This is a genomic window from Flavihumibacter sp., from assembly GCF_036676075.1.
Classification (GTDB): Bacteria; Bacteroidota; Bacteroidia; order Chitinophagales; family Chitinophagaceae; genus Flavihumibacter.
The window spans coordinates 1-3766 of sequence record NZ_JAKFDQ010000020.1 but is presented as its reverse complement, the minus strand read 5'-3'; the positions used below and the strand labels follow the sequence as shown (position 1 = coordinate 3766).

At 45.9% G+C, this 3766-nt stretch carries 1 protein-coding gene; it reads left to right on the top strand.

What is annotated here, in order from left to right; translation table 11 throughout:
• Nucleotides 1-3766, top strand: a 3766-nt coding sequence (locus V6M43_RS16405) for a beta strand repeat-containing protein (RefSeq protein WP_442902323.1), incomplete at both ends; no start/stop codon positions are given.

The window sequence follows — 3766 nt, the reverse complement described above, 5'->3', positions numbered from 1 at the left end:
GTCCGGAGCAAATGGCCTTCCTGCCGGATTGAGTGCTACTTGGGCAGGAAATGTGATTACTATTTCGGGGACCCCAACCCAGGCAGGAACATTCAATTATTCAATTCCATTGACTGGAGGTTGTGCTACTCTTTTTGCGGAAGGGACTATCACCGTAAACCCTGCCACCTCAATTTCGAGCGAAAGTTTAGCGGCACAGTCAATTTGTGATGGCCAAAACTTTTCCTCCATTTCAATAAATGCTGCAGGAACAGGGACTTTGGTTTACCAATGGTATAGCAATACTGACCCAAATACAACGGGTGGAACCCCTGTAGGATCCAGTCTTCCTACCTACACCCCTTCAGCAGCTGCGATAGGCACTTTGTATTATTATGTTGAGGTAAGCAGTGATTGTGGACCTGTTGCAGTATCCAATGTATCCGGTACCTTCACAGTAGACCCCATTACTTCGATTACTATACATCCAGACCCAACGGGGGAAGTGGAATGTTTTGGAGATGGTTTTTTTTCTTCTATTTCGGTTTCTGCAATCGGAGGTGGATTAACTTACCAATGGTATAGTAATTCTGTTCAATCTAATTCAGGAGGAATCTCCATCACAGGAGCAAATTCCCCCAGTTTCACCCCGCCTTCCACCCCTGTGGGATCAGCTTTCTATTATGCCGTTGTAACTGGAAACTGTGGAGTTGAAACTTCAACTGTATCAGGAGAATATATTGTTACTCCTCCCGTCACAAACATTACTCAAGACCCATCTAATATCCCCCAAACTGTTTGTCTTGGAGATACATTCTCATCTTTATCAGTTCTGGCAATAGGTGAGGGACCCGTAACCTACAAATGGTATAGAAATACATCAGCATCGAATTCTGGAGGTACCTTAATTCCCGGTGAAACTAATCCAAACTTCACTCCGACTGCTTCCACTGTTGGCATTACGTATTACTATGCTACAGCGTCAAGTGACTGTGGTACTGTTCCCACAGAAGTTTCAGGTGCATTCACTGTCACTCCGCTCACTGAGATTGAAACCGAGAATCTTGGTGGGCAGGTAATTTGTGATGGAGATTCTTTTGCTCCTATTTCGGTGGATGCCATTGGAACCAGTACAATCACCTATCAATGGTTTAGTGCAGCTACTTCAACCAATTTAGGAGGGACTTTAATCCCCAGCGGAACCAATTCCAGTTTCACTCCACCTGCCACTGCACCAGGAACTACCACCTATTATTACGTGGAAGTTTCGAGTGAATGTGGTTCGGATGTGGTTTCAAACCCATCAGGGGCATTTTCGGTAAGTCTTGACAATACCGCATCAGCGCCTTCTTCTGATCCTACATTATGTATTAACACGGCACTGACAAACATTACCCATACTACCACTGGTGCAACTGGAATAGGAGCTGCTACAGGCCTACCAGCTGGAGTTACTGCAAACTGGGCCGCAAATACCATTACAATCTCCGGAACCCCATCTGCTTCGGGGACATTTAATTATTCGATTCCTTTGTCTGGTGGATGCGGGGCTGTAAACGCTACCGGAACAATTACTGTTACACCAGATAATACCGTTTCAGCACCAACTTCATCGCCGACTCTTTGTATCAACACGGCACTGACAAACATTACCCATACTACCACTGGTGCAACTGGAATAGGAGCTGCTACAGGGCTACCAGCTGGAGTTACTGCCAACTGGGCCGCAAATACCATTACAATCTCCGGAACCCCATCTGCTTCGGGGACATTTAATTATTCGATTCCTTTGTCTGGTGGATGTGGGGCTGTAAACGCTACGGGAACCATCACAGTGACTGCTAATAATACTGCAGCTGCTCCCTCTTCTGATCCAGCACTTTGTATTAATTCTCCTCTTACGAACATAACGATAGCGACTACCGGAGCTATTGGTATTTCAAATGACGGTGAAAATACAGGTGTAAACGGTTTACCTGCCGGTGTTTCTGCCACCTGGTCTGGGGGGGTAATCACGATTTCTGGAACTCCGACAGAATCTGGAACTTTCAATTATTCTATTCCTCTGACTGGTGGATGTGGTGCAGTTAATGCCACTGGAACTATTACAGTAAATCCACTTGCAACAATTGGAGCAACTTCAGTTGCCTATCCAAGTGTTTGTATTAGCAGCCCTGTCTTAGCACCATTTACTCAATCCACAACTGGAGTCACAGGAATAGGTACGCCAACTGGCCTGCCTCCGGGGATTTCTGCAAATTTTGATTCTGGAACTGGTGTGATCACTTTTTCTGGAACCGCCACCACCACAGGACTATATTCCTACAGCATCCCTCTTACTGGAAACTGTATTAACGGTCTTCAGGCAACAGGGACAATAGATGTGACGCCGGATTACGTTTTAACATCTGTTTCTTCTGTTTCAGCTACCTCGATAGGAGGAACAGCTTCAATTACTATAAATGGAGATCCGGCCATTTTATCAAACGGCATTTACGAAGTCGAATATCAAATTGCCCAAGGGTCAGGGTCATTTTATCCTTTTGGACCTGTAACTGTATCAGTAATAAATGGAAGGGGAAGTTTTAGTACCATCCCTATTACCAGTGTGGAAGACACTTATGTGGTTCAAATATTAAGCATAAAAAAGTCTACCGACGTTTGTACCATTACTTTCCCAGACCCTCCCACCACATATTTTGGGGTATGTTCAGCAGTATACGATTCAAACAGCACCTTTTTTGTACCAGCAAATGTATATTCTATAACGATTGAAGTCTATGGAGCTGGTGGAGGAGGAGATAATGGAGGTGCAGGTGGCGGGGCCTATTCCATCCGAGAAAACATCCCTGTAACTCCTGGCGAATCACTCGGTGTTATTGTAGGAAATGGTGGTACAAAGAATGGAACTGGAGGAGTAACCTATGTAACGCGCGATTCCAATATAGCAGATCAATTAGGAAATAGCTTAGTTTATGCCAATGGCGGAAACGGTGGTTCTTCTGGCACTGGAGGAACATATGACCCTCGATTCTCAGGTGCAAACGGAAGTAATGCAAGTGGAGATATTGGAGGGAATGGTGGTGGATCACTCGGTGGAGATGGTGGCGCAAGTAAAGAAAATGGAAGATCCCCTGGTGGAGGAGGGGGAGCATGGTCTGGAGGTAATGGAGTTGGCGGAGATGGCCTTGTAGTTGTTTCATATTCCTGCCCTGATGCCGATGATACCGATTGCATAAAGATTATAGATGATGGATCCAAATCTGGATATACCGTTATTGAATATACCTGCGATGACATTTGGACAGCACCAGAGGGGCTAGCAGAATTTACTGTTTACGTCGGTAGTGGCGGTGGCGGTGGCGGTGGCGGAGAAGGTTCCGGAGGCGGTGGTTCGGGATCATTAATTAGTCAAACCTTTACTACCTCAAATCCTTATGGTTTCCCTGCTGGTACTAATTTCACTATCGGTGTCGGACAAGGAGGTAATGGAGCGATCGCAATCGACCTGCCAGGAGAAAATGGGGAGGAATCTACTTTTACCGGAACAGTCGATGGAAACGCCATAAACATAACAGTTCTTGGCGGAGGCGGAGGTGGATCCAGTCAACAAAACCCTGGAGGGAATGGTGCTTCAGGAGGTGGTGGAGGAGCAAGTCCTGATCCTGCCAAATCAGAAGGCTATGGAGGAACCCCCGTTTCAATCACCTATACTGGCTCAAATGTAATTGTTTATCAAGGAAATGCAGGGGGGGATGGAGATTACAGCGAACCTCAAAATTCTGTT